The organism is Oscillospiraceae bacterium (genome assembly GCA_035353335.1).
Taxonomy (GTDB): domain Bacteria; phylum Bacillota; class Clostridia; order Oscillospirales; family JAKOTC01; genus DAOPZJ01.
On the sequence record DAOPZJ010000037.1, the window covers coordinates 1 to 25,738 of the forward strand.

Here is a 25,738-nt window from a genome sequence, read left to right on the forward strand (position 1 = left end):
ACCACATCCTCTTGAAATTGTTCCGTGATAACCCTCTGTTCTAGTCAAGACCCTTTTATAATTTCGTTTCATATCCTATGATTTTCTTATTGCAATGCCGAAACGCAATTGCTTGCGGTTGACTTGAAAAGCGATGGGGTGTATAATTTACATATGTCCGCAAATAGTTTCAGCGGGGGAGGTGAGCGGGGCTATTTCAATACAAAAGATGCAAAAAAGGCTCCTGATTGTCATCGGCCACTACGGCACCGGCAAGACGAACCTCTCGCTCAACCTCGCGCTTTTTAATGCGCCTTGTTCATTGGCTGACCTTGACATCGTCAATCCCTATTTCCGCTCGAGCAGTCACGGCGAACTGCTCAGACAGGGCGGCGTGAGGCTGATTGCGCAGGTCTATAACGGTTCCAACGTCGATCAGCCCTTTATTTCGCCCGCTTTGAACGCGGTTTGGGATGGGGACGAGGATGAAAGAGCGATTTTTGACGTCGGCGGCGACGATGTCGGGGCATATGCGCTCGGGCAGTTTTCCGAAAAAATTAAAGCTGCCGGATATGAGATGTACTATGTGGTCAATTATTATCGCAATCTGACCCGAACACCCGCCGAAGCTGTCGGAATTCTGCGCGAGATCGAAGCCGCTTGCCACTTGAAGGCCACGGCGATTGTCAACAACTCGCACCTATGCCATCAAACCGATGCCGGGACCGTTAAAAAGAGCATGCCGTTCGCCCGCGAAACCGCCCGGATCGCCGGACTGCCGTTGTTATTCACAGCCGTCCCCGAGGAGTTTGATGAATATCAAAATCAAGAGATTGAAAATCCGTTCCCGGTAAAAATTTTCGTGAAGAAACCCTGGGAATGATCTTAAACGGAACGGTCATATCGGATACGATCCGAGCCCGTTCCTACATAAAGGAGATACTGTTAAATGGCTAAAGTCACTGTCAACGAAGATCGCTGCAAGGGCTGCGAACTCTGCATCGCGGCCTGCCCGAAAGGGATTATGAAACTGGATAAAGCCAAGTTAAACGCCAAGGGATATCATCCCGCGCACTGCAGCGATCAAGCACTCTGCATCGGCTGCGCTTTTTGTGCGCTGACATGCCCCGACTGCGCGATTACGGTGGAGAAGTAACGCCGGCGCAGTGCTAAAAAGAATTTTTCGGAAGAAAAATTTTTCTCCATACTTCCCGGGTGAAAATTGATAACAAACAGAACGGAGAATATCATGTCTGAAAAAGTGCTTATGAAGGGGAACGAGGCGCTGGCAGAAGCCGCGATTTCCGCGGGCTGCCGCCATTTCTTCGGCTACCCCATCACCCCGCAAACCGAGGTAGCGGCGTATATGTCCAAGCGCATGCCCAAGGTCGGCGGAACCTATCTGCAGGCCGAAAGCGAGATTGCCGCGATCAACATGGTCTACGGCGCTTCGTCCGCCGGAGCGCGCGTGATGACCTCGTCATCCTCGCCCGGAATCAGCTTGAAAGGCGAGGGAATTTCCTATTTGGCAGGTGCCGACCTGCCCGCGCTGATCATCAACGTGCAGCGCGGCGGCCCGGGTCTCGGCGGCATTCAGCCCTCCCAGGCCGACTATTGGCAGGCGACCCGCGCAACGGGTCATGGTGATTTTCACATCCTCGTCTTCGCGCCGTCCACGGTGCAGGAGTCGGTTGATCTGGTCGCCAAGGCGTTTGAACTGGGTGACAAATACCGCATGCCCGCGATGATTTTGTCCGATGGTATGCTCGGTCAGATGATGGAGCCGGTCGTGCTGCCCGAAAAGCAGATCACCCCACCGGTAAAAGAGTGGGCGACCAGCGGCACGCAGGGCAAGCGCAAGCATAATGTGATTAATTCGCTTTACATCCAGCCCGACGAGCTTGAAAAGCTCGTACGGGAGCGGTTTGAAAAATATGCCGGGATCGAGAAAAATGAGGCAATGGCCGAGTGTTATCTGACCGCTGACGCCGATCTGGTGATCGTGGCTTACGGCGCGTCTTCACGCGTCAGCCGCAGCGCCGTCAACGTCCTGCGCGCAAAAGGGCTGAAAGTCGGTTTAGTGCGCCCGATCACGCTCTGGCCGTTCCCGAAAACGGCGATCCGCGCCTGCATCCCGACTGCGAAAAAGTTTCTCACGGTGGAGATGAGCATGGGACAGATGATCGACGATGTGCGTTTAGCCGTCAACGGCGAGCGCCCGGTCGAGTTTTACGGCAGAACCGGCGGCATCATTCCGACCCCGGCAGAGATTGCCGTCGCCGCAGAGAAGCTGCTGTAATTGTCATTCCGAGCGAAAAGCGTCATTACATGACGCTCTGGAGGAATCTTGGACTGATAAAAGCGTTTGGTGTGCATTACAACAGGCCTTATGATAACGAGATCCTTCGACTGCGCAAGGAACATTAAAGATGTTCCCCGGAAGAATTGCTCTTACGCGCAATTCTTCAAGAGCGTCACGAAGAGACGCTTTGCGCTCAAGGATGACAAATCGATATGGAGGATATGATATGGTTGTTTTTGAGAGACCGAAAGCACTTTGCGATGTGCCGCTGCATTATTGCCCCGGCTGTTCACACGGGATTGTGCATCGGCTGGTGGCTGAAACGCTCGACGAGTTGGGCGTGACGGGCCGCACGGTCGGCGTCGCACCGGTCGGCTGTTCGGTGTTTGCGTATAATTACTTTGAATGCGATATGGTCGAAGCCGCGCACGGGCGCGCGCCCGCGGTGGCAACCGGTTTACGTCGCGCACTGCCTGATAACGTGATTTTTACCTATCAGGGCGATGGCGACCTTGCCGCAATCGGCACTGCCGAGACGATCCATGCAGCGACGCGGGGTGAGCACATCACCGTAATTTTTATCAATAACGCGATTTACGGCATGACCGGCGGCCAGATGGCGCCGACCTCCCTGCCCGGTCAGATCACGCAGACGACGCCTTACGGGCGCGACGTCAAGGTTGCAGGCAATCCGATCCGGGTCTGCGAAATGTTAGCAACGCTGGACGGCGTGGCATTGGCGCAGCGGGTCGCGGTGGACTGCACCAAGAACATTCTTGCGGCGAAAAAGGCGATCAAGAAGGCGTTTGAATATCAGATCGAGGGGCTGGGGTATTCGATTGTCGAAGTCGTCTCGGCCTGCCCGACGAACTGGGGGCTGTCGCCGATCAAGTCGCTGGAGTGGCTGCGCGAAAACATGCTGCCGTATTATCCGCTCGGTGTTTATAAGGATATAAAAGCTTAGTTAGCAGTTAGCAGTTGATAGTGAGCAATGACATAAAACTACGATTATAACATTACGTTTTGCATAGCAAAACACCGCAACTCTTCACTTTTCACTTTTAACTATTCACTTATACAGAATGATAAGATGTTCCGCGAAAGGGGAAAACATTATGACCCATAATATACTCATCGCCGGATTCGGCGGACAGGGCGTGCTGTTTGCCGGAAAAGTGCTGGCTTACGGCGGACTTTGCGACGGCAAAGAAATTACCTGGCTGCCGTCCTACGGCCCCGAGATGCGCGGCGGCACCTGCAACTGCAGCGTCTGCGTATCCGACGAGCCGATCGGCTCACCGTTGGTGACGAGCCCCGATATTCTCATCGCTATGAACCGCCCGTCGCTTGAAAAGTTCATCGATGCGGTCGTTCCGGGCGGAACGGTGATCATCGACAGCTCGATCATCGATTTGAAAGCGGAGCGCAAAGACATCACCGTCTGCGAGCTGCCCGCGACCGAACTGGCCGAGAAAAACGGCTTAAAAGGCCTCGGCAACATGGTGCTGGTCGGAAAGCTGAATCAGGTTTGCAAGGTCATCAGCGCCGAGGGCATGGACAAGGGCATTGTCAAATCCGTGCCTGCCAAGAAGCCCGAAATGCTCGATTTTAATCGCAAAGCGGTCGCGCTGGGCGCGGAATAATAAATCAATTTATTCAAACGGAGAAAGGGGTCAACACCGTGGAACAGACCAAGGAGATTGCCGAACGAATCACGGGACTGCGTGACGCCTGCGGCTACACACAGGCCGAATTCGCAAAGATGATCGGCATTGACCCGGCGATTTATGCCGGGTACGAAAAGAACGGCGACGACATCCCGATCAGCGTGCTTTATAAGATCGCGGGGATCTGCGGCGTCGACTTCACCGAGATTTTGACGGGCACGGCGGCTAAATTGACGACCTATCACATCGTGAAAAAGGGGAAGGGCAAGCCGGTCGACCGCTACACCGGGTACAGTTATGAGGATTTGGCGTTCCGGTATGCTCATAAGGTTATGCAGCCGCTGCTCGTGACGCTTGATCCTTCCGACGAACCCGCGGAGTTGGTCAGTCACGGCGGGCAGGAGTTCAACTATATGATCAGCGGCACGGTCGTTGTCTCTTTCGATGGGCAGGAATTCACGCTCACCGAGGGGGACAGCATTTATTTCAACCCGGCGTACCCGCACGGGCAGCGCTGCGGAGGCGATAAACCCGCCATGTTTTTGACCGTGATTACGAACTAGCCGGAGGTTTATATGCTTGAAAAATATCTGCCGCGCATCGACTTTTCCTCCTATGAAGATTTCGTTCGCCATTACAAAGTACATATTCCGGCGGATTTCAACTTCGCCTATGACATCGTCGACGGCTGGGCGAAAGAACAGCCGGAAAAAAACGCGTTATGCTGGTGCGATGATCACGGCGGAGAGCGTACATTTACTTTTTCCGACATCGCAGCGCTGTCCGCCAGAACCGCCAACTACCTGCGCTCGCTCGGCATCGGCAAGGGTGATGTGGTATTGCTGATTCTGCGTCGCCGCTGGGAATATTGGGTCGCCGCCAACGCCGTCCACAAGCTCGGCGCGGTGTTGATCCCCGGCTCACTGCAGTTGACTCAAAAGGATATCGTCTACCGCGCCAACGCCGCAGAGATCAAGGCCGTTATCGCCGTCGATGACCCGTTCGTCATAGAGCAAATTGAACTGGCGCAGCCCAAAACCCCATCGTTGACCGTGAAGATTTTAGTCGGCGAAGATCGGGACGGATGGGGCAATTTTAGAAAGATTGATGAATTTCCGGACCGGATTGAGCGTGTGAAAAACGATGTGAAAGATACGTTTTTAATCTATTTCACCTCCGGCACAACCGGTATGCCCAAGATGGTGCGTCATGATTTTTCCTATCCGATCGGTCACATCGTCACGGCGAAATACTGGCAGTGCGTCCGGGAAAATAAACTCCATATGAGCGTCTCGGACAGCGGCTGGGCTAAATTCGGGTGGGGCAAGATATACGGGCAGTGGATTTGCGGCGCGGTCATTTTCGCCTATGATATGGACAAGTTCTTGCCGAAGAATTTACTGCAAAAGATACAGGATTACAAATTGACCACTTTTTGCGCGCCGCCGACGATGTACCGTTTTATGCTGACCGAAGATGTCGCTTCTTACGATTTATCCTCCGTTGAGCGGTGGAGTTTAGCCGGAGAACCGTTAAATCCCGAGATTTTCCGCAAGTGGGAACAATTGACCGGGAAGAAGATGGCCGAGGGCTTCGGTCAGAGCGAGAGCAGCGTGATGTTAGCCAACTTCCCGTGGTTTGACCCGATTCCCGGCTCGATGGGCAAACCGTCACCGCTGTATGACATCGCATTGCTCGACGCGGAAGGCAACCCCTGCGAGGACGGCGACGAGGGTGAGATCGTCGTAAAAAACGCGCGCACCGATCCGCCCGTGGGCTTATTCACGGGATATTACCGTGATGAAGAAAATACGGCGAAATCCTTCAAGGACGGCGTTTATAACCTCAAAGACGTGGCCTGGCGCGACAGCCGGGGTTATTATTGGTTTGTCGGGCGGCATGACGATGTAATCAAGTGTTCGGGCTACCGCATCGGGCCCTTCGAAGTCGAGAGCGCGCTGCTCGAACACAAGGCGGTGCTCGAATGCGCCGTGACCGCCGCACCCGATCCGATCCGCGGGCAAGTGGTCAAGGCGACGGTGGTATTGAAAGCGGGCTTCACGGGCAGTCCGGAGCTGATACACGAGCTGCAGGAACATGTGAAAAAAGTCACCGCGCCGTATAAATATCCGCGTATTGTGGAATTCGTTGCCGAATTGCCGAAGACGCTCGGCGGTAAGATCAAACGGGCGGAGATAAGGAAGAATGACCAAGAAGGGAAATAAAATTGTCATTCTGAGCGTAGTCGAAGAATCTCGGCACGCAGAAGGTTTATTACTTTTTATCGGATATAAAAAAATTGTGATGTGATGACCTATTATGTTTTATGCTTACCAATAAGAGCCATACGGTTTTATATATTGGTGTTACGAATCATTTGGAAAGAAGATTGTTTGAACATAGAAGTGAATTGATTGACGGTTTTTCCAAGAGGTATCATTTACATGAGTTAGTGTATTATGAAAGCACAAACAACATTATGTCCGCGTTGGAACGAGAGAAACAGTTAAAACGATGGACAAGGAAGAAGAAAAATGATTTAATTGCAACGATGATCACCAATGGAAGGATTTATCGGAAGAATGGCAATAAATCGCCAGAGCTTTGTGGCACCGAGATCCTTCGACTGCGCGTACCTGCGGGTGCGCTCCGCTCAGGATGACATATTCTACATTATTTTATATTACGGAGGAAAACCAATCATGAACATCAACGGCAACCGCATGTACAAAAATCTCAAGGAACTCGATTTTATTCGTCTTTCCGCCACCGAGGGCGAAATCCGCGGACGCGAGATCCTCGCGGCCAAGGTGCGCGAACTCGGTCTCGAACCGACCATCGAGCTCTTTAAGGCCCCGAAGTACACCATCAAGAATTGTAAGTTCGAAGTCACATCCCCCAAACATACCGTTTATGAGGCGACCGGCTACGGATTTTCGGGCAACGGCGCCAAGGACGGCCTCGAAGCCGCATTCAAGTACGCCGAAAACGGTGAGGATATCGACCTTTTCGATGCCAAAGGCAAGATCGTGCTGCTCTCAAACGGAGCGGGTTATGAGACTTACGAGCGTCTGGTCAAAGCCGGCGTCGTCGGCTTTATCGGGGCATCGGGCAGCTACCGCGACCGCCGCACCGATTCCGATCTCGATCTGCGCATGCTGCGCGAAAACCACATCAAGCACGGACAGATCCCCGGCGTCTGCATCCGCACGGAAGACGCAATCAAACTGATCAACTCCAAGCCCGAAAAGGTCAAGATCACGCTCGAACAGGACGAGGGTGAGGGTGACAGCGCGAACGTCATCACCGAGATCAAAGGCACCAAATATCCGGACGAAGTGATCACTTACACCGCGCATTACGACTCGGTCGTCTTCAGCCACGGAATGTACGACAATGCCGCGGGCAGCGTGATTCTGCTCGAGATGGCCGCGTATTTTATTAAAAATCCGCCGCTGCGCACCCTGCGCTTTATCTGGTGCGGTTCCGAGGAGCGCGGTCTGCTCGGCAGCAAGGACTACATCAAGACCCATGAGAGCGAGCTCGACAAGATCCGTCTGTCGATCAACGTCGATTTGGCGGGCCCGGTCATCGGCCGCGACACCGCCATCGTACTGGCGGAGGAAAAGGTCTGCCATGTGATCGAATTTATGTATAAAGAACTCGGCCGTCCGATGAGCACCCGCTGGGACACCTATTCCAGCGACTGCATTCCGTTCGCGGACAAGGGCATTCCGGCGGTCAACTTTGTGCGGTTCGGCGCGGGGACTGCGAGCGATTGCCACAACCGGCACGACACGCTGAAACCGCTCTCGGCCGACTCGCTTCGCAATACTGCGGAATTCGTCGCGATGTTCTCCGAGCGGGTGGCAAACGCCGCAATGTTCCCGATCGCACGCACCATCCCCGACGAGATGGTCAAGAAGATCGATAAGTATCTGCTGAAAGATAAGAAGTAATACGTTTGTCATTCCGAGGCGTAAAAGCGTCTCTTCGTGACGCTCCGGAGGAATCTCGGACTGATGAAGGTCTCCCTATACAAAACCGATGGTTGTCGGTACCGGGATCCTTCGGACTGCAAGGAACAATCCATCTGATTGTTCCCCGGAAGAATTGCGCGTAAGAGCAATTCTTCAAGAAAATTCGATAATGATTCTTATGCTCCGCTCAGGATGACAATTATCCCCCAACTTCCCGTTTCGAAAGGAGCCCGCTATGTTCCGTGACATCGATCTGCTGGCCGCGCGCGCCAGAAAATTTTATGCCGATCAAAGTCCCGCCGCGTCCATTCAAATTCGCGGCATCTCCGAACTGTCTCCCGAAAAAATGCCGCCGCTCAACTCTTTCTCGTTCCCGGCGGATCTTGAAAAATACCTCGAACTGCGCGCGAAAAACCTCGAGAAGTATTGGGAGCGCCGTTCGCATCTCGACGACGACATCTTCCCGTCCATCGCGCCCTGGTACGGCATTGCCGAGCACACTTCCTTTTTGGGCGGCGTGGTCGATTATACCCCCGACACCAGCTACAATCACACCATCTGCCCCACCTGGGAGGACGTCGATCAACTGAAACTCGATCCCGAGAATCCGCGCCTGAAGATGATCACCGACGGCATCCGGTATTACCGTGAGAACTGGGGCGATAAGTTCGTGCCCAAGCTGCGCGGCGCTGACGGGCCGTCCGACATCGTCAACATCGTGCGCGGCAATGAGATATTCTACGACGTCTACGATGAACCCGAAAAAGTCAAGGCACTGGTCGATTTTTGCGCCGGCGCCGCCCGGTTTTATCTCGAGGCGCAAAAGACGGCAGCGGGCAAAGTCGCGGGCGGGTATGTGACCGGCTTCGATATCTGGCTTGCCGGCAACAGCATCGGCCAGCTCTCCGAGGACGCCTCCTGCATGATGTCACCCGATATCTTCGAAGAGCTTTTCCTGGACGGCTTGAAAAAGACCTGCGCGGGTTACGATTCGGCTATGCTTCACATGCATTCTCTCGGCAAGGTCATGCTGCCCATCTTTGCTTCGGTGCCGCAGATCAAAGTGATCGAAATATCCAACGACCCCAACGCCGACCGCTGCTTCGACGTTTGGCGGCAATACGAAAAGGAGCTTGCCGGCAAAGTGGTCATCATGACCCCGACCGCCGAGGAGCTGCGCGCAAACGCCGACATCATCAAGCGCAACAAGTGCCTGATTTGGTATTATGCCAAGACCTTAGCCGAGGCCGAGGACGCGGTCAAGTTTGTGAGAAGCTTGTAAACTGCCGTCAGGTTTTATTCAAAAGAAAAGACAAAGAACAGCCGCAGCACAAAGTCCGCGGCTGTTTTGCATTATTACGGCAGATCGGTGGATTATTTCGAATTCGCATTGCGTACAACGGGGCAAATATGCTATAATTTCACTTCGGAAGGATACGGATTGTCCTTAAAACTATAATGGAACTTATAAAATTACATTCCGAAATACAAGGAGGATACACCAGTGCCGTCTCCACTTGAAAAATCCGTTCAAAAATACCGTGATTTCCTTGCGGTCAAACCGGGCGCCCCGATGTATAAACGGGAGTTCGGTTATTATGTGCTCGACAAATGGATCGAGCAGGGTTATTTAAAACCGTACAGCGAAGTTTCGGATTACAGCGCTTATCTGCGCGAAACTTTCAATTTTGACGAACCGGCTGTCTGCACGCTGTACGGGCTGGGCGGCTGCGAGGCGTCGCTTTATCCGAGATTCGAAGAAAAGGTGCTCGAGGACCGGGGTGATTACGAACTCGTTCAGGACTTTGTCGGAAGACATTTATTGTGCTTCAAGGGCCGCCGCAGCGGTTTTATGCCCGAATATGTCGACCATCCCGTCAAAGATATGAAGACCTGGGAATGCGATATCAAGTGGCGTATGAATCCGGACACACCCGGGCGTGAGACCCTTTCCGACAATCAGGTCGCCGCAGCTGTCGAGGGTCAGAAAAATGGCAAGATCGTCGAGCAGCTCATGGTCGGCGGCTACATGTATCTGCGCTCGCTGATGGGGCCCGAGGAACTGTTATATAAATTTTATGATGAACCCGATTTGATTCACGACTGTATGAAGCAGTGGTTTGATCTGGCTGACGCGGTCATCGCGCGCCATCAGCAAAAAGTCGCCATCGATGACTTCTTTTTGTCGGAAGATATCTGCTATAACCGCGGGCCGTTGATCTCGCCCGAGATGATCAAAGAGTTTTTGTTCCCCTATTATTCGCAGCTGTATCAGAACATCAAAAAGCGCAATCCGAAGGGCTATACGACCCATTTCCAGGTGGATACCGACGGTTTCTGCGAGCCCGTCATCGAACTTTACCGCAGCATCGGCGTCAATTATTTCAGCCCCTTTGAAATCGCTTCTTTTAATGACCCGATCGCTGTTTCCGAGCGCTATCCCGAATTAAAAATGCACGGCGCCATTGATAAACGGGTGCTTGCGACCACGCCCGATGAAATCGACCGTTATTTGGAAAAGCTGCTGCCGCCGATGCGTAAGCGCGGGGGATTTTTTCCGACCTGCGACCACGGCGTACCCGAGGAAGTCAGTTTTGAAAACTATGTGCACTTCAGAAAGCGCATCGACGAATATTCCGAATAGGAGATGCTGAAAACGTGAAGACTCTTTATAAAAACGCAAAACTGGTGATGCCCTACCGCATCATCGATGGCTGGCTCGAAACCGAAAACGGCATTATTACCGCTTTGGGAGTGGGAACACCTGCGGGAAAAGGCGACAGTGAGATCAATTTAAATGGCAACTACCTTGCGCCCGGATTTATTGAGATGCACACCCACGGCGGCGCAGGTTACGATTTCGCCGATGGTACCGAAGAGGCCTATCTCGAATGCGCAAAGCATTATGCCAAAGCCGGCGTCACGACGCTTTATCCGACGCTCACAACCACTTCACCGGCTTCTTTCGCCGAGGCGCTTGCTACCTTTAAAAGAGCGAAAAAGGATAATAAAACCGGCTCAAGAATGCCGGGGCTGCACCTTGAGGGACCTTACTTTGCGTATGCGATGAAAGGGGCGCAAGACCCGCGGTTTTTGCGCGATCCCGACCCGGCTGAATATTTGCAGATTCTCGATTCCTGTTCGGATATCAAGCGCTGGAGCGCAGCGCCGGAACTGCCGGGCGGAATCGCGTTCGGACGAGAGCTGCGCAAGCGCGGCATCGTCGCGGCGATGGGGCACACCGACGGTCTGTTTGAAGAATTGATGGAGGCCTATGAAAACGGCTATACCCATATGACGCATTTTTATTCCGCGATGTCGACGGTCCGGCGCATCAACGCCTTCCGGCACAGCGGCGCGGTCGAAATCGGTTACATGCTTGACGACGTCACAATCGAGATCATCGCCGACGGCATTCATATCCCACCGGAACTGCTGAGGCAGATTTTTAAATTCAAGAGCCATGACAAGATCTCGCTGATCGCCGACGCAATGCGCGGCGCGGGGCTTCCCGAAGGCACAAAGACCATGCTCGGGTCGTTCAAGGACGGCATGGAAGTCATCATCGAGGACGGCGTCGCAAAACTGACGGACCGTACGGCGTTTGCCGGAAGTGTCGCCACCGCGCCAAGGCTGCTGCGTACGGTGACGCTTGAAGCGGGGCTGGAACTGACAGACGCAGTGAAAATGATGACGCTGAATCCTGCAAAAGTCATGGGCATCGACAACGAATGCGGCTCTCTTGCAATCGGAAAACGCGCCGATTTCGTGGCGTTTGATCCTGATATTCATATCAAATTCACCGTGATCGGCGGGGAAGAAGTCTTGTCGGTTCTGTAAGCCCCGGCAAGCCGGGGGCTCGGAAGAATCTCGGGCTGATGATAATTTTTGGCGTGCATTTAAATAGTCTTTGGGTTAATGAGAACCTTCGACTATGCGCGCCTGCGGGCTTGCTTCGCTCAGGATGACAAACGGAAGGGAACACCGAAATGCACGAAAAGCCAAACAAAAGAAAATTTATTGTTCGGTACGGACTGCTTTATTCGCTGTGCCTGATTCTCTCGCTCGGCGCAGGATTTGTCGCGGCATCGTCTTTAAATCAAAGCGTTCGATGGGGAATTGTCTGGCTTGGATTTTCAGGAATCACTTTGTTTTCACTTATCGTCGGTTTTTTGACGGCCTCGGCGATGTATAGGAAGTACAGCAAGTAGGTTTTCTTGCAGAGCGGAATGCCCACATCCCGCCGTGCGGGCTGAACGGTTCGCAAAAAGCGTTCGTACCGATTTAGTTTCATGGTGTTATCCATTTTAAAGATCCCACCACCTTTTTAAAAAGGTGGACGAAAACTTTATGTAGTGGCAATAAAACACAGAGGTGATTTGATGAAAGAAATCGGGTTCGGCATTATCGGCTGCGGCGTGATTTCCAAATGGCACGCCGAGTCCGTCGCCGCCATCAAGGGCTGTAAACTGATCGGGGCGACCGATCGCGTCAAAGAGAGCGCCGACGCGTTTGCCGCCAAATACGGCTGCAGGGCTTTTGATTCCGTCGAAGCACTGCTGGCTTGTCCGGATATTGACGTCGTCAGTGTCTGTACGCCGAGCGGCCTGCATCCGCAATTCTGCATTCAAGCCGCCGAGGCCGGAAAACATGTGATCACCGAGAAGCCGATGGCGCTGACCGTTGCCGACTGCGACAAGATCATCGAAGCCGCCGACCGAAACCATGTTAAAATCTGTGTAATTTCGCAGCTGCGGTTTTCCCACACGGTGCGTTCGGTCAAATCGGCCATCGACGGAGGACAGCTCGGCCAAATGCTCTGCGGCGACATCTATATGAAGTACCACCGTGACCGCGAATATTATCTCAAGTCCCCGTGGCGCGGCACCTGGGCGATGGACGGCGGCGGCGCGCTGATGAATCAAGGCGTGCACGGCGTCGATACCATTCAGTTTTTGATGGGGCCGGTCAAGTCGGTCTATGCCAACTGTCGTACGCTGCTCCACAACATCGAGACCGAGGACACCTGCTCGGCGGTGCTCGAATTCAAGAGCGGCGCGCTCGGCGTGATTCAGGCCACCACTTCGGTGACCCCAGGCTCGGGCAGGCGCATTGAGTTAAACGGCTCCAAAGGCACTATCGTACTGCTTGAAAATGCGGTGGTTGAGTGGTCGGTCGACGGAACTGCGATTCCGGCCGATATCTTAATCGCATCAACGGTAAAAAGCGGCTACAGCGATCCGACCAACATCGATATCAGCGGGCATATCGACCAGATTACCGATATGGTTGCCGCGATCCGGGAGGGCCGCAATCCCGCAGTCGACGGGCGCGAAGGGCGCAAGCCGGTCGAAATTATCTGCGCCGTTTACGAATCGTCAAAAACAGGAAAACGAATCGATCTTTAGAGAGGAATCATAACATGTTGAAATTCGGATTGATTACCGACGAGGTCTCGCAAGATTTGGAGATCGCCGCGAAACTGGCGGCGCAATACGGCGTGAAAGGATTGGAACTGCGCACCGTCTGGGAGCGGGCTCCGCATAAACTGACCGCCGAAGATATCAGAAAAATCAAAGAGATCTGCAAACGGTATGACGCCGTGGTCTGCGGGCTCGGCGCACCCTGCTTTAAATGTGATCTCGATAACCCCGCACAGATCGAAGAGCACATCGAGATTTTCAAAAAAACCGCTTCGGTTGCCGCCGAGTTCGGAGTAACCAATATCCGTACCTTCACTTTCTGGGCAAAAAGCGGCACGTTTGAAGAAAACTTTGACCAAGTCGCCGAAAAGCTCTCATTGTTAGCCGATTTGGCAAAGCGGCTCGGTGTGACCGCCGTCGTCGAGCAGGATCCGTCGGTTTGGGCTTCCAACGGCGCAAAAGTGGCCAAGTTCATCAAAGCCGTGAACTCGCCCGACCTGCGCGCGCTTTGGGATATCGGCAACTCGGTCTGGGATCCCGACGGAGAGATTCCTTATGAAGGAATGCTGGCAGTCAGGCCGTATACCGCGCATGTCCACATCAAAGACGGTAAAAAAATAAACGGTGTGACCGAAGCCGTGCGCATCAGCGACGGCATCGCGCGCGTTAAAGACCAACTGAAGTATTTAAATGATACCGGTTACGACGGCTGGGCGGTGCTTGAGACACATTACCGGCATAAGAAGGAACTAGACGAACAGACCCTGAAGACCCCGGGCGGTTCGGGTTTTTCCGCTGAGGGGTATGCCCCGACCGAAGAATGCCTGCAGGCGCTCACGGCAATGGGGATCGCATGATTTGCCACGACTGCCCGAGGAACTGCGGCGCGGCGCGAACCGCGGAAACCGGAAGCGGCGTCTGCGGATACGGCACGACTGCGCACATCGCCCGGGCAGCACCGCATTTTTGGGAAGAACCGTGCGTCAGCGGCGAAAAAGGCAGCGGCACGGTCTTTTTCTGCGGCTGCGCGCTCGGGTGCGTTTACTGTCAAAACGCCGAGATCAACAATGGCGAAAACCGGGGCAGAGCGTTGACGCCCGAACAGCTTCGGGAGCATTATTTTAAACTGATTGAACAGGGCGTACACAACATCAATCTCGTGACCGCAAGCCATTTTACCGACGCGGTGATCGAGTCGCTCAAAGGCGGACTGCCTGTGCCGGTGGTCTATAACTGCGGCGGATATGAAAAAATTGAGACGATTGAACGGCTTGCACCGTATATTGACGTGTGGATGCCCGACTTGAAGTACACCGATTCGGCGCTTGCGGCGAGATATTCGCGTGCGCCCGATTACCCCCGGATCGCAAAAGCGGTGATCATCAAGATGTACGAACTCGCCGGGGATTATCAACTCGACGAAAATGGAATGATTCAAAAAGGGGTCATCATTCGGCACCTGATTTTGCCGGAGCATTTGGAAAACACCTATCGTGCGATTGATTTTGTGAAAGAGAACTTCAAGCCGGGGAAAATATTGTTTTCGCTGATGGCGCAATATACGCCGATGCCGAACGGAGGCCCCAAGCGTAAACTGAGTGCCGATGAATACGAAGCGGCACAGGAGTATCTGTTTCAAAGCGGAATTGAGGACGGGTTTATTCAGGAGCCGGATTCCTCAGGCGAGGAATTCATCCCCGATTTCAAGGGAATGTAGCATAAAGATTGCAACGATATTATTAACGGTTTTTCAAAAATGGCCTTATTTATGGATCCCGCCCGGAGCATACGTGTTATTTTACTTAATCATGAGAATCGGGTTTCATAAAGGACTTGCAGAAGCAAAAGAATATTTAAGCGACTTATTTATATGAAAGAAGGAACGGTAAAAGCCGTTCCTGTTCTTTTATATAAAACTAAAAATTGCGTTTAGGGGATATCTAAACTTAATGTTTTACTGTTTCCGATAATTCGTGGGCAGAAAATTGAAGATCTCGCGCTCCGCGGCGCCGGGGTCTTCGCTTTTGATCGCCTCACCGAGTTTTTCGAGCAGAATTCTGAGCCCGGAAGGATTGAGGTCGTTGTCGCGCAGCACAAAAATCTTCTCATGAGAAGTCGTATCCGCGGTCTCCGCCGACATCGAAAGCTCTTCGAACATTTTTTCGCCGGGGCGCAGACCGATATACTTGATCTTGATGTCCCTGCCCGGTACCAATCCCGCCAGGCGGATCATATCTTCGGCGAGATCTTTGATTTTGACCGGCTCGCCCATATCAAGCACAAAAATTTCACCGCCCTTTGCCAATGCGCCTGCCTGAAGCACCAACGTGACGGCTTCGGGAATCGTCATGAAGTAACGGGTAATATCCGGGTCGGTGACCGTGACAGGGCCGCCGTTTTCGATTTGCTTCGCGAAAAACGGGACAACACTGCCCTCAGAGCCCAATACGTTGCCGAATCGAACCGCACAGAACTCAGTCTTATTCTGCCGGTTGAAATCCATGAACAGCAATTCCGCGATGCGTTTGGTTGCGCCCATGACGTTTGAGGGGTTGACGGCTTTGTCTGAGGAGATCAGAACGCACTTTTTCACGCCCGATTCAATGCACTGGGCCAGCACGTTGCGGGTGCCGAAGACGTTGTTTTTCACGGCTTCGAGCGGGTTGATCTCCATCATCGGAACATGCTTATGAGCGGCGGCGTGAAAGACAAGCTGAGGCTTGTACTCATTAAAAACGGCTTTGAGGCGGTTCTTGTCCCGGATGGAACCGAGCACCGTCACAAAGCGGGTTTTTCCAAACCGCGCGGTTAATTCGTTGCCGATATAAAAAAGGCCATTCTCATTGAAATCATAGACGATCAGCTGTCTTGCGCCCGCCGCGAGAATCTGACGGCAGAGTTCGCTTCCGATGCTGCCGGCGCCGCCGGTGATGAGCACCGTCGCATCCGAAATCATGGACTTTGCCTCACCGTTTTTCATTTTGACCGGGTCGCGCCCGAGCAGATCCTCAATACGGAGACTGCGCAGATTTGCGCCCGCATGTTCGCTGATGGGATCGGTATAATCCTGGACGCCGCTGTAGATTTTTAATGCGGCGTCGGTATTTCGTACAAGTTTGTAAATGCTGCGCAGATACTCACGGTTTGCCGACGGAAGCGCCACCAAAACGGTATGAACGTCATATTTCTCAATGATTGCGGGAAGTTGATCGTCTTTGCCGGCGACCTTGATGCCGCAGATTAAAGCGTTTTTCAGCTGCGGGTCATTATCGGTGAAAGCCACCGGAAGATATCCTTTTTCCGGGTTTGTCAAAAAATATTGCGCCAGATAGGTTCCTGTCTCGCCGCTGCCGACGATAACCGTCCGGTTTGCATTGGCCCTTGTGACGCTGCGTCTCGAGAGAATCTGAAGAAATCTCGGCAAAAGGCGCGCAAATGCCGACAGCATAAAATTCAGGATAAAGATCAACAGAATCAGGCTGCCGGAAAACTTCGTAATGTCCAGCAGTTTTAAAGCGCCCCACAACACGGCGGCGCAAAAATTGGAGCCGACCAGCCGAAGCAGATCAAGTAAACCCGAGCGCCTCCATAAATTGCTGTAACAATCAAAAATCAAATTGAAAATCAAGATGGTGGGCCAGATCAGCAGATAACCGGTTTTGACCGAGAGATATGAAAACGAGTTAGGAAAATTAAACTCAAAGATAATCAATGCGGAAAACAGCGTGGCAAAGGCGCAGATGAACAGATCGCAGATAATCAGCGCGGGTATTTTAAAGTACTTTTTCGCGGGCATTTTTACACCTCATCGGATAGGACTTACAGATAATTATACAATAAACGGTCCATTCTGTCAATATTCAAGTGTAATCACCGGCAGGCCCCGCTTTTTCTATTTTTGCCGTGCAGCGAGTTTTAATGAGTGATTTTTCACCGTTTTTTTGTTATGATTTGTTTTATTTTCGTCAATTTTCAACCTCACGACAGCCCATACATTCAGAATGCATAAAGTGCCGCCTGCGAGATCGCATAATGTCCAAACGACTTCGGGAGCGGCTGCTCCGGCACAGATCATAACGCCGGCCATTGCGATAAAAATAACCACTCTTTTTACTCCGGCTGCATCTGCCGCAGCTGTAAAACCGCAGGTCAGAATCGTCGTAAAAGCGAAAACCGCGACCAGCAGGGAAACCGTCAGTCCGCCGCTTTTCCCGAGCAGTGTTTCGGCAGCACCGACGGCGGTTTTGCAGTTTGAGCATAACAGAGCAAGGCCTGTCAGCGTACACATCAGCAAGGTGTCAAACAACACAGACAGCGATTGGCAAAGCCCGATTTCCTCGGGCGCGCCGTCGGCTTTGGCGGCGGCATACGGCGCGATGCCCCATCCGGCTTCACAGCTGAATGCGCCGCGCCGTACCCCGACCGAGGCCGCCGCGCCGAACCCGCCGCCCGCGACCGCCTCGATTCCGAACGCGCCTTTGAAAATCGCGCCGAATGCCTGCGGGATGTTTTTATAGTTTACTGCGATAATGGCGACGCAAAGGAGAATAAACCCCAAAGCTGCCGGCGGTAAAATTCTCGCGCTGATGCGCGCAAGCTGTTTTTCACCGCCGAGAACGCATCCGAGAAATAAAACCGCAACGGCGGCTCCGGCAGCCGCGCCGAAATATCCCGGCGGCGCGAAGAAATTTTCTTTCAGGGAGACGGCGGCGGAATTGACCTGGATGGACGGCATCAGGACGGCCTGCATGATGAACATCAAACCGGCGAAAGCAAATGCGGTTTTCCGGTTTCCGAGCTTTCGCATATAAACGGGCGGGCTGCCGAATCTTGCGCCGAACCGGCACTCTTCGTAACTGATCGCACTGCCCAACAACGAAAAGACACCCATCCAAAAAATCGCTCCCGGCCCGCCGGCTGCAATTGCCGCAGAGACCCCGACGATATTGCCGACGCCGAGCTTACCTCCGGTTGTGAGGGAAAACACCTCGAACGGAGAGAGCTTCTTGCCGCTCTGCCGGGAGAGAATTTTGGGCACTTTGACAAGGCCGTTAAGGTTATAAAAACAGTTTTTGACCGAAAGCCAAAGTCCGACCGCCAGCAGCAAGCAGACCGGCACGATTCCCCATATGATTTTTTCCGACAGAAACTGCAGAACGGACATCATATCACCCCGAAATGAATATGCAAATCGGCGGTTTTACATGATTAGATTGACAAGGAGGAGGGGAAGGGTTATAGTGAAAGTTAAGAGTTCACAGTTAAAAGTGAACAGTTACGGTGTTTACTTCGCAAAACTAAAATCAAAAATTAGTTCCCGGGAATGTCACTGTACACTTTTAACTGCCAACCGTTAACTTTTAGCTTGTTGATTTCACTGCTAAGGAGTGAATCCATATCAAAATCATTGCGTTTGATCTCGGAAAAGCACGCACCGGCGTGGCCGTCAGCGATATCGGAGAAATCTTGGCCAGCCCTGCCGAGGTGATCACGAAAAATGACCCCGCTGCCGTGCTGGAAGCCGCGGTGCAATGTGTCGCCAAATACAGCGCGGGGTTGGCTGTCGTCGGCCTGCCGTTACGTGATACCGGTGCCGACGGCGAACTCGCCCCCTGGGCGCGGGAGTTCGCCAAAACGCTCGGCGAGCGCTGTCATATCGAAGTTCGCCTTTACGACGAGCGCTATACGACCGCCGCCGCGCATGTATACTACAACGAGGCCGGAAAGCACGGCTCCCAAAAACGCCGACAGACCATCGACGCCGCCGCAGCCGCGGTCATTTTACAGAATTTTTTGGACGGCCGAAAACGAGGGAAACAATAACCGCATATGCACATCAAAAGCGCGTTCGGCAGAATGCGCTTTTTCGTTGAATATCACCTGATAACGGAAAATCAATCAGATAAAAAAATGTCCTGCATATCGATTGTGCATTCCGCCGGGGTATGATATAATATTTCCGGCGCAAAAAAACACGCCTAAAATTACTGCAAAACAAGAGGGAATTGTCATGAAATTCGATGGAATGAACATTACCACCGCAAAGACCTATGTCGATTTGATGAAAAGATACGTCGACTCGTACTGGGCAGATCAAAAAAACTTTGACCATCTGTCGGTCATCGAAGGCATCAACACCGACGCGTCCGGCAACAGCATTACAACGACGCTGACCCAACCGCTCGGAAAGGTGCAATACGGATATGCGATTCAATCCGCCGCCGAGGTCTATAAACATACGAAAAGAATCGAATACGCCGAGATCGCGCTAGCGCTGATCGGGCGCATCGCCGATATTTATGAAGCCGTAACCAAACAATTTACACTCTCTTTTGATGACCTGGACGCTTTGATGTTCATCGAAGCGGCATTTGCGGGCGGCCCGTTCGCAAAGGGTTGTCTGATTTTACGCGAAGCGGGGCTGATGAGCGACGAACTCTACAAAAGAATGCAGCCGGTCTGGGAAACGGCCGTGCGCTCCGCGATGCGTCTGCCCGAATGGGGCCCGTTCAACCGCTGCGTATTACGCGTGATCACGCTGTCGCGTTTCGCGCGCCTTTACCCGAACAGCTCTTTGGCGAAAGAAGCGGGTGATTTGGCGCGGTTTTGCGCCGAGGACTCGATCGGCCGCTGGACGATGGAAGACACAACGCTCTATAACGGCGTATGGTATATTTGCATGGCCGAATATCTGCACGAAAACAACATTCGTAATTTTCGTACCGATACGATTTTCCATTATTACGCCACTTATTTTGTGCACACCCAGACGCCCGAGGGCAGCATCCCCGACTACGGCGACGCCCGCATCCGCGACTGGGGCTGCCCGGCGCTGTGTCTCGGCTTTTTGGAATGGACCGCGGCGATCTACAACGACGGTACTGTGAAATACGCGGCGATGAAGCTGCTCGATTGGGGCAAGAACTATTACGGCAAGGGCATTGCCGGCGGATGGCACGCCCGCTCCTATGCGCTGGCCGCCGATATGGCCGACGAAAAGGTCAAGCCGGAAAAACCGGAATATCTGTCGGGTGAAATCATCGACGATCTTGTGGGCAAAAAGTTGATCTGGCGCGGCAAAAAGGATGACAAAAACAAAGAGTATTTAATGCTCAACTACCGCGACGAGGGCAATTACGCGCTGCTTGCACGGCAAAATATGTTCTGCACGATTCCCGCACCCGCCGAAAAAGTCCACCACGGGCATGCCGACGAAAACACGATCACGAGCTATTTTTACCGTGACAAGCCGTTACTCTGCGACGGCGGCTACCGCGACGCGATTGTCGACCACGGCGCATTCCGCGCGGACTTTTACCACAATAAAGTCGTGATGCGCAACGGGCGCATGTTCCGTGAGAAGGGCTTTTTGGAATATGCCGAGGATCTCGGCGCCTATTTAAAAGTGACGACCGAAAAGGTCTTTTATCAGGAGATGCTCGGGCTTGAAATCGGGCGCACCCGCATGGATGACCCGCATCACCGCACGGTTTACGACCGCACGATCATCCATTTCCCGACGGGCGGCTTCGCGGTCATCGACTCGGTCAAGGCCAAACAGACCTATGAATATACGCTCGGGCAGATGTGGTTCGGCGGAGAGATTTTAAAATGCGGCGAAAGCGACTGGACGATTGCGCAGAATTTCGGCAAAGACGCCATGGGGCCGGAAGGTACCGAAAACTTAAAGCTTCGGCTGGCATTTGTGCGCAAAGACCTCAAGGTCTCGCTCGAAAAACTGCGCCGCAATTATAATGACGACCAATACGCGCTGACGCAGTATTACAGCGAATACCTCGGCGAGGGCGAGTATCTGCATTTCGTGACGCTGCTGTTGCCCGAGGACGGCGCGGAGGACGAAAAGCGCAACGACAAGATCATCAAATCGGCTTCCTGCAAATTGGTGAACGGAAACGCGATCGAGTTTAAAGCAACCGTCGGCGGCAAGAAATACACGATCGGCATGAAACTCGATGAAAGGTATGGCTATAACGACCACAGACACCGCCCGACCTATTCCTTTGAGGCAGGCAAGATCAGCTACACCGATTTCACGACCGATGCACTTTTGACAGTGATGGCGGGGAACGAATACAGCGCACTGATGCTGTCACGGTTTGACTGCAAGGGCAAGACACTGTTTGAAGCGCCGGTAACGGGATTTTCGAACAATGACCTGACTCAGAACATGGGCGCGTTCAATTACCTGAGACACGAAGGAAAACTTTAATCACTTGATGAATGAAAACTTGATATGAGGTGTTAAAAATGCGTTTGTTAAACACTTACATCGATCATACCGCTTTGAAGCCGACCACGACCCGGTCGGCCATCGAAAAGCTCTGCGCCGAGGCCAAACAGTATCAATTCGCCTCGGTCTGCGTCAATCCCTGCTACGTCCCGCTGTGCAGTCAGCTGCTTGCCGGCAGCGGCGTCGCCGTCTGTACCGTCATCGGTTTTCCTCTTGGCGCGAATACCACCGACATCAAGGTCGCCGAAGCGAAAAAAGCCATTGAAGACGGCGCCGACGAACTCGATATGGTCATCAACTCGGCGGCTTTGATCGACGGCAATAACGATTACGTCCGCAAGGAGATCAAAGCTATCGTCGGCTGCGCGGACGGCAGAGTCGTCAAGGTCATCATTGAGACCGGACTGCTCAACGATGAGCAGAAAGTACGCGCGGCCAAGCTCTGCTGCGAGGCGGGCGCGACTTTTGTCAAGACCTGTACCGGCATGACACAGGGCGCGGCGACGGTCGAGGACGTGAAACTGATCAGGCAAAACATCACAGGCAACGTGAAAATCAAGGCCTCGGGCGGTATCCGTACCAAGGCTGACGCAATTGCGCTGATCGAAGCCGGAGCCGACCGGATCGGTGCTTCGGCGGGCATTGCGATTGTGGAAGGATAAGCCCAGTCCTGTTTTAAATTCATTTATACTTTATTGACGGATCAGACATCCCAAACTTGATTTGTATCAAAGAAAGGAGAGGTTTGTCATGTTGGAACGCAGCAGCGGTGTCCTAATGCCGGTATTTTCTCTTTGGGGGGAATACGGATGCGGGGATTTCGGGCCGACGGCCCGTGAATTCGTGGACTTTTTACAAGCCGGCGGGTTTTCCTGGTGGCAGGTGCTGCCGTTTTGCATGACCGACCGCTTCCGCTCGCCCTATAAGTCTCCGGCGGCGTTCGGCGGAAATCCGTACTTCATCAGTTTGGATATCTTGTGCATGAAAGGGCTTTTGACTTCGGAGGAGGTCGACTTTGCGCGGCAAAACAGCCCTTGGCGCTGCGAATATGACCGGCTCGAAAAAGAACGGCTCCCGCTTTTACGGTTGGCGGCTTCCCGCATTCAACCGAAAGACGAAAGAGCGCGGGACGGGTTTTTCGATGCCCATCCGCAGGTCGCCAAAGTCGCCGAATTTATGGCTTTGCGTGACGTGAACCGCCTTTCCGACGGCAGTTATCCGGTTTGGAATGACTGGACAGTCGAAGAATCCCGCGAGGACGATTTAAAGTTCTGGCGTTTTGTGCAGAGCGAATTCTTTCTGCAGTGGGTTGATTTGAAGAGCTACGCCAACAAGCGCGGCGTGAAGATTTTGGGCGATCTGCCGATCTATGTCGACTACGACAGCTGCGACGTCTGGGCGAATCAAAAACAATTTCTGCTCAAACCCGACGGCACCCCCAAATGTATTGCGGGAGTTCCGCCGGACTATTTCGCCGAGGACGGACAGTTATGGAAAAATCCGCTCTACGACTGGGACCGCATGAGAGAAGACGGCTTTGCCTGGTGGAGCGAACGCATCGCCCATTCGGCGGAGCTGTTCGACGGACTACGGTTTGACCATTTTCGGGGTTTTGAATCGTACTGGAGCATTCCCGCCGGAGCCGAGACTGCCCGCGAGGGCGAGTGGAAACAGGGGCCGGGGCTGGAATTTGTAAGGAAGATGGAACAGGCCGCCGGAAAGTGCCTTTTGATTGCCGAGGACTTGGGCGACCTGACCGAGAACGTTGAGGAACTGCTTGAAGCGTCCGGATTTCCGGGCATGCGGGTACTGCAGTTCGCCTTTTTGGGCGACAAAAAGTCGCCGCATCTGCCGCATAACTATATTCAAAACTGCATCGCCTACACAGGCACGCATGACAACAACACACTGCTCGGATTTATGTGGGAACAGGACCCGCAGACCCGGGACCGCATCATGGACTATTTCGGGATTCCGAGGGACGACTGGGACAGTCACTACGACACGATTCTGCGCGTGATGTGCCAGTCCTGCGCCGGAGTTGTGATTTTCCCGATACAGGATTTGCTGCATTACGGAGCCGATACCCGCGTGAATGTGCCGGGCGTCGAGGGCGGCGAGAACTGGGAATGCCGATTTACCCGCGATCAGGTGTTGGGTCTTTTGCCGGGGAAATATCACGCCTGGAATGACTTATACGGGCGGTTGATCTCAATGTAGGGGCGGATATGATCCGCCCGCTCACCACTTGTAATGAAAAAGAAGAGGATGCGTCGCTATATCGCTTCTTCCTTTAGTGATACTTTTTGCTATTTCAACGGGCGGATCATATCCGCCCCTCTTTTTATAAAATTGAAATTATGCAAACATTTAAATAATATTTGCATAAAGTATTGACAAATATGCATTTACATGTATAATTATACATTATAATCGGTTAAGATGATTCTATTCAGACCGAAAAACCGGACAGCGGGGTAGCAGACATGATCAGGACTAAGATCTTTATCGACGGGAGCGCCGGGACGACAGGACTTCGGATCGCGGAACGGCTTTCCAAAAGAGCCGATCTCGAGTTGATTTTGCTGTCGGAGGCCGAGCGCAAGGATTCAGAGAGCCGAAAAAAAGCCTTGAACAGCGCCGATGCGGCTTTTTTATGCCTGCCCGACGCGGCTGCGATAGAAGCGGTCGGAATGATCGAAAATCCCGACACGGTGGTGCTCGACACCTCGACCGCGCACCGTACCGCCGCCGGATGGACATACGGGTTCCCCGAACTGTCAGAAGAATTGAAAAATGAATTAAAAGTTGCAAAGCGGATTGCGGTTCCGGGCTGCCACGCGAGCGGATTTTTGGCGCTGGTTAAGCCGCTCGTTGACGCAAGGATTTTATCAAAAGATGTGCACTTTTCGTGCCATTCGCTGACCGGATACAGCGGCGGCGGAAAAAAGATGATTGCGCAGTACGAAACCGAAGACAACGCACTTTTAAAAGCGCCGCGCGAATACGGGTTATCGCAAGGTCACAAGCATCTGCCAGAGATGAAGGCGATTTCCGGGCTATCTAATGCACCGGCGTTTTGCCCGATTGTCTCTGACTTTTACAGCGGAATGCTGGTCACGGTGCCGCTGTTTGTCTCCGATTTGCAAAAGGGTGCGACCATTGAGAGCATTAAGGCATTCTTTGCGAAAAAGTATTCCGGGCCGGTGGTGCGATACACCGAAAACAGCGAAGACGGATTTTTGTCGGCGGCGGGGCTTTCGGGGAAAGACAGCATGGAAGTCTCGGTGTTCGGCAACGGCGAGCAGGTGATCTTGACCGCGCGATATGACAACCTCGGCAAAGGCGCATCGGGCGCGGCGATCCAGTGTTTGAATATTTTACTCGGAATCAATGAAACGGAAGGTTTAGAGATATGAATGAAGATACAATAAAAATCGTTGACGGCGGGGTTTGCGCGGCTAAGGGTTTCAAAGCCGGCGGCGTCCACTGCGGCATTCGGAAGAATAAGAGCAAGCGTGATCTGGCGCTGATTTTCAGCGAGGTCAAGGCGAATGCGGCCTCGGTTTATACCACCAATCTGGTCAAGGGCGCGCCGTTAGTTGTGACCAAAACTCATCTTGCCGACGGAAAGGCGCAGGCGATCATTTGCAACAGCGGCAACGCCAACACCTGCAACGCAGACGGCATTGAAATTGCGGAGAAAATGAGTGATTTACTTGCGGACGCTTTGAAAATCAGCTCGTCGGATGTGGTGGTCGCCTCGACCGGGGTCATCGGGCAGCCGCTGCCGATTGAGCCGATTCAAAACGGTATTCCGGCGCTTGTGAGCTCGCTCGGCGACAACAGCGAACAGGCCGCCGAGGGCATTATGACCACCGATACGAAATTAAAACAGATCGCGGTTAGTTTTGTGATCGGCGGAAAGGAATGCAAGATCGGCGGTATCGCCAAGGGTTCGGGGATGATCCATCCCGACATGGCGACGATGCTCGTGTTCATCACGACCGACTGTGCGATTTCGAGTGCGTTGCTGCAAAAAGCGCTCTCGAGCGATATTCAGAGCACGTTCAACATGGTCAGCGTCGACGGCGACACCTCGACCAACGACATGGTCACGATTCTGGCGAACGGAC

Annotated in this window: 23 protein-coding genes; 20 read left to right on the forward strand and 3 right to left on the reverse strand. The window is 53.1% G+C overall.

Translation table 11 applies throughout. From position 1 onward, the window contains the following. The first annotated feature begins 208 nt into the window (after nucleotides 1–208). From PKH29_08470 to nagA, 11 genes are all read left to right on the forward strand, one after another. Nucleotides 209–862 (forward strand): ParA family protein, encoded by a 654-nt coding sequence (locus PKH29_08470; protein HNX14873.1) that lies wholly within the window; start codon nucleotides 209–211, stop codon nucleotides 860–862. 66 nt (nucleotides 863–928) lie between these two features. Next, nucleotides 929–1,135, forward strand: coding sequence for a 4Fe-4S binding protein (locus PKH29_08475; protein HNX14874.1), 207 nt, complete (start codon nucleotides 929–931; stop codon nucleotides 1,133–1,135). Between the two features lie 93 nt (nucleotides 1,136–1,228). After that, the gene (locus PKH29_08480) at nucleotides 1,229–2,278 is read left to right on the forward strand and encodes a 3-methyl-2-oxobutanoate dehydrogenase subunit VorB (protein ID HNX14875.1); all 1,050 of its coding nucleotides are present in this window, start codon (nucleotides 1,229–1,231) and stop codon (nucleotides 2,276–2,278) included. A gap of 229 nt (nucleotides 2,279–2,507) precedes the next feature. Then, nucleotides 2,508–3,245 carry a thiamine pyrophosphate-dependent enzyme gene (locus tag PKH29_08485; GenBank protein HNX14876.1) on the forward strand — a complete coding sequence of 246 codons (738 nt, stop codon included), beginning with the start codon at nucleotides 2,508–2,510 and terminating at the stop codon, nucleotides 3,243–3,245. A gap of 151 nt (nucleotides 3,246–3,396) precedes the next feature. Next, nucleotides 3,397–3,924 carry a 2-oxoacid:acceptor oxidoreductase family protein gene (locus tag PKH29_08490; protein HNX14877.1) on the forward strand — a complete coding sequence of 176 codons (528 nt, stop codon included), beginning with the start codon at nucleotides 3,397–3,399 and terminating at the stop codon, nucleotides 3,922–3,924. A 38-nt stretch (nucleotides 3,925–3,962) separates the two neighbouring features. Continuing rightward, a complete protein-coding gene (locus PKH29_08495) occupies nucleotides 3,963–4,511 on the forward strand; it encodes a cupin domain-containing protein (protein HNX14878.1) in 549 nt (182 codons plus the stop codon). A 12-nt stretch (nucleotides 4,512–4,523) separates the two neighbouring features. After that, the gene (locus PKH29_08500; protein HNX14879.1) at nucleotides 4,524–6,173 is read left to right on the forward strand and encodes an AMP-binding protein; all 1,650 of its coding nucleotides are present in this window, start codon (nucleotides 4,524–4,526) and stop codon (nucleotides 6,171–6,173) included. 357 nt (nucleotides 6,174–6,530) lie between these two features. Then, nucleotides 6,531–7,907 (forward strand): M28 family metallopeptidase, encoded by a 1,377-nt coding sequence (locus PKH29_08505; GenBank protein ID HNX14880.1) that lies wholly within the window; start codon nucleotides 6,531–6,533, stop codon nucleotides 7,905–7,907. A gap of 256 nt (nucleotides 7,908–8,163) precedes the next feature. Continuing rightward, the gene (locus PKH29_08510; protein ID HNX14881.1) at nucleotides 8,164–9,210 is read left to right on the forward strand and encodes a uroporphyrinogen decarboxylase family protein; all 1,047 of its coding nucleotides are present in this window, start codon (nucleotides 8,164–8,166) and stop codon (nucleotides 9,208–9,210) included. Between the two features lie 222 nt (nucleotides 9,211–9,432). Further along, entirely contained in the window at nucleotides 9,433–10,572 is a 1,140-nt protein-coding gene (locus tag PKH29_08515; protein ID HNX14882.1) for a uroporphyrinogen decarboxylase family protein, read from the forward strand. Nucleotides 10,573–10,586: 14 nt separating this feature from the next. After that, the gene (gene nagA, locus PKH29_08520) at nucleotides 10,587–11,768 is read left to right on the forward strand and encodes an N-acetylglucosamine-6-phosphate deacetylase (GenBank protein ID HNX14883.1); all 1,182 of its coding nucleotides are present in this window, start codon (nucleotides 10,587–10,589) and stop codon (nucleotides 11,766–11,768) included. A gap of 259 nt (nucleotides 11,769–12,027) precedes the next feature. On the opposite strand, the gene PKH29_08525 is transcribed toward nagA, so the two are convergent. After that, nucleotides 12,028–12,234, reverse strand: a complete 207-nt coding sequence (locus tag PKH29_08525; GenBank protein ID HNX14884.1) for a hypothetical protein — start codon at nucleotides 12,232–12,234, stop codon at nucleotides 12,028–12,030. A gap of 76 nt (nucleotides 12,235–12,310) precedes the next feature. Here PKH29_08525 and PKH29_08530 point away from each other — a divergent pair, with 76 nt between their 5' ends. Genes PKH29_08530 through PKH29_08540 form a run of 3 tightly spaced genes read left to right on the forward strand, consistent with a single transcriptional unit; the run spans nucleotide 12,311 to nucleotide 15,068 of the window. Continuing rightward, nucleotides 12,311–13,336 (forward strand): Gfo/Idh/MocA family oxidoreductase, encoded by a 1,026-nt coding sequence (locus PKH29_08530; GenBank protein ID HNX14885.1) that lies wholly within the window; start codon nucleotides 12,311–12,313, stop codon nucleotides 13,334–13,336. Nucleotides 13,337–13,350: 14 nt separating this feature from the next. Continuing rightward, nucleotides 13,351–14,208, forward strand: a complete 858-nt coding sequence (locus PKH29_08535) for a sugar phosphate isomerase/epimerase family protein (GenBank protein HNX14886.1) — start codon at nucleotides 13,351–13,353, stop codon at nucleotides 14,206–14,208. Next, nucleotides 14,205–15,068, forward strand: coding sequence for a radical SAM protein (locus PKH29_08540; protein HNX14887.1), 864 nt, complete (start codon nucleotides 14,205–14,207; stop codon nucleotides 15,066–15,068). The genes PKH29_08535 and PKH29_08540 overlap by 4 nt, the downstream gene beginning before the upstream one ends. A gap of 237 nt (nucleotides 15,069–15,305) precedes the next feature. On the opposite strand, the gene PKH29_08545 is transcribed toward PKH29_08540, so the two are convergent. After that, nucleotides 15,306–17,147: a nucleoside-diphosphate sugar epimerase/dehydratase gene (locus PKH29_08545; protein HNX14888.1), complete on the reverse strand. Its 1,842-nt coding sequence runs from the start codon at nucleotides 17,145–17,147 to the stop codon at nucleotides 15,306–15,308. A 96-nt stretch (nucleotides 17,148–17,243) separates the two neighbouring features. Then, complete coding sequence (locus PKH29_08550; protein HNX14889.1) at nucleotides 17,244–18,518, reverse strand: alanine:cation symporter family protein; 1,275 nt, start codon at nucleotides 18,516–18,518, stop codon at nucleotides 17,244–17,246. 239 nt (nucleotides 18,519–18,757) lie between these two features. Between PKH29_08550 and ruvX the strand changes: the two genes are divergently transcribed. From ruvX to PKH29_08580, 6 genes are all read left to right on the forward strand, one after another. Continuing rightward, entirely contained in the window at nucleotides 18,758–19,174 is a 417-nt protein-coding gene (ruvX, locus tag PKH29_08555; GenBank protein ID HNX14890.1) for a Holliday junction resolvase RuvX, read from the forward strand. A 187-nt stretch (nucleotides 19,175–19,361) separates the two neighbouring features. Then, nucleotides 19,362–21,581 carry a hypothetical protein gene (locus tag PKH29_08560; GenBank protein ID HNX14891.1) on the forward strand — a complete coding sequence of 740 codons (2,220 nt, stop codon included), beginning with the start codon at nucleotides 19,362–19,364 and terminating at the stop codon, nucleotides 21,579–21,581. A gap of 38 nt (nucleotides 21,582–21,619) precedes the next feature. Further along, nucleotides 21,620–22,264 (forward strand): deoxyribose-phosphate aldolase, encoded by a 645-nt coding sequence (deoC, locus tag PKH29_08565; protein HNX14892.1) that lies wholly within the window; start codon nucleotides 21,620–21,622, stop codon nucleotides 22,262–22,264. An 88-nt stretch (nucleotides 22,265–22,352) separates the two neighbouring features. Next, nucleotides 22,353–23,822, forward strand: a complete 1,470-nt coding sequence (malQ, locus tag PKH29_08570; protein ID HNX14893.1) for a 4-alpha-glucanotransferase — start codon at nucleotides 22,353–22,355, stop codon at nucleotides 23,820–23,822. Between the two features lie 269 nt (nucleotides 23,823–24,091). Beyond that, nucleotides 24,092–25,021, forward strand: a complete 930-nt coding sequence (gene argC, locus PKH29_08575; protein HNX14894.1) for an N-acetyl-gamma-glutamyl-phosphate reductase — start codon at nucleotides 24,092–24,094, stop codon at nucleotides 25,019–25,021. Further along, the coding region (locus tag PKH29_08580; protein HNX14895.1) for a bifunctional ornithine acetyltransferase/N-acetylglutamate synthase at nucleotides 25,018–25,738 on the forward strand (721 nt) is incomplete at its 3' end. The genes argC and PKH29_08580, both read left to right, overlap by 4 nt.

What these genes read in the sequence shown, in the direction of transcription:
- PKH29_08470 (HNX14873.1), top strand. Translation starts at nt 209, where the DNA reads ATGCAAAAAAGGCTCCTGATTGTCATCGGCCACTACGGCACCGGCAAG.
- PKH29_08475 (HNX14874.1), top strand. Translation starts at nt 929, where the DNA reads ATGGCTAAAGTCACTGTCAACGAAGATCGCTGCAAGGGCTGCGAACTC.
- PKH29_08480 (HNX14875.1), top strand. Translation starts at nt 1,229, where the DNA reads ATGTCTGAAAAAGTGCTTATGAAGGGGAACGAGGCGCTGGCAGAAGCC.
- PKH29_08485 (HNX14876.1), top strand. Translation starts at nt 2,508, where the DNA reads ATGGTTGTTTTTGAGAGACCGAAAGCACTTTGCGATGTGCCGCTGCAT.
- PKH29_08490 (HNX14877.1), top strand. Translation starts at nt 3,397, where the DNA reads ATGACCCATAATATACTCATCGCCGGATTCGGCGGACAGGGCGTGCTG.
- PKH29_08500 (HNX14879.1), top strand. Translation starts at nt 4,524, where the DNA reads ATGCTTGAAAAATATCTGCCGCGCATCGACTTTTCCTCCTATGAAGAT.
- PKH29_08505 (HNX14880.1), top strand. Translation starts at nt 6,531, where the DNA reads ATGGCAATAAATCGCCAGAGCTTTGTGGCACCGAGATCCTTCGACTGC.
- PKH29_08510 (HNX14881.1), top strand. Translation starts at nt 8,164, where the DNA reads ATGTTCCGTGACATCGATCTGCTGGCCGCGCGCGCCAGAAAATTTTAT.
- PKH29_08525 (HNX14884.1), bottom strand. Translation starts at nt 12,234, where the DNA reads ATGGATAACACCATGAAACTAAATCGGTACGAACGCTTTTTGCGAACC.
- PKH29_08530 (HNX14885.1), top strand. Translation starts at nt 12,311, where the DNA reads ATGAAAGAAATCGGGTTCGGCATTATCGGCTGCGGCGTGATTTCCAAA.
- PKH29_08535 (HNX14886.1), top strand. Translation starts at nt 13,351, where the DNA reads ATGTTGAAATTCGGATTGATTACCGACGAGGTCTCGCAAGATTTGGAG.
- PKH29_08540 (HNX14887.1), top strand. Translation starts at nt 14,205, where the DNA reads ATGATTTGCCACGACTGCCCGAGGAACTGCGGCGCGGCGCGAACCGCG.
- PKH29_08545 (HNX14888.1), bottom strand. Translation starts at nt 17,147, where the DNA reads ATGCCCGCGAAAAAGTACTTTAAAATACCCGCGCTGATTATCTGCGAT.
- PKH29_08550 (HNX14889.1), bottom strand. Translation starts at nt 18,518, where the DNA reads ATGATGTCCGTTCTGCAGTTTCTGTCGGAAAAAATCATATGGGGAATC.
- PKH29_08560 (HNX14891.1), top strand. Translation starts at nt 19,362, where the DNA reads ATGAAATTCGATGGAATGAACATTACCACCGCAAAGACCTATGTCGAT.
- deoC (HNX14892.1), top strand. Translation starts at nt 21,620, where the DNA reads ATGCGTTTGTTAAACACTTACATCGATCATACCGCTTTGAAGCCGACC.
- malQ (HNX14893.1), top strand. Translation starts at nt 22,353, where the DNA reads ATGTTGGAACGCAGCAGCGGTGTCCTAATGCCGGTATTTTCTCTTTGG.